Origin of the sequence: Corallococcus sp. CA041A, assembly GCF_003612075.1 — a bacterium.
GTDB classification, from domain to species: domain Bacteria; phylum Myxococcota; class Myxococcia; order Myxococcales; family Myxococcaceae; genus Corallococcus; species Corallococcus exiguus.
In genome coordinates, this window is sequence record NZ_RAWF01000606.1 from 1 (window position 1) to 479 (window position 479).

Annotated in this window: 1 protein-coding gene; it reads left to right on the forward strand. The window is 62.8% G+C overall.

Annotation, left to right across the window (positions count from 1 at the left end; genetic code table 11):
• Nucleotides 1-479, forward strand: a 479-nt coding sequence (locus D7V77_RS42425) for an ABC transporter permease subunit (RefSeq protein WP_120581767.1), incomplete at both ends; no start/stop codon positions are given.

The following is a 479-nucleotide window of genomic DNA, read 5'->3' on the forward strand; positions in this document are numbered from 1 at the left end:
GAGCTGTACCTGCTGATCATCTTCGCGTCGATCTTCACCCCCAGCCTTGGGCTGCTGATCATCCTGCTGTCGCTGTTCGGCTGGATGAGCCTGTCGGATTACGTGCGCGCCGAGTTCTACCGCAACCGCTCGCTCGACTATGTGAAGGCCGCGCGAGCGATGGGCCTGTCCAGTTGGCAGATCATGTGGCGCCACATCATGCCCAACAGCCTGACACCGGTGATCACCTTCCTGCCGTTCCGCATGAGCGCGGCCATTCTTGCGCTCACTAGCCTCGATTTCCTTGGGCTCGGCGTACCGCCATCCACCCCGAGCCTCGGTGAGCTGCTGGCTCAGGGCAAGGCCAACCTGGATGCGTGGTGGATCTCGCTATCGAAGTTCGTGGTGCTCGTGCTGACCCTCGTGCTGCTGACTTTCATGGGCGACGCGCTGCGCGATGCCTTCGACACGCGCCTCTCATTCGCGCAGCTGCGCACGCG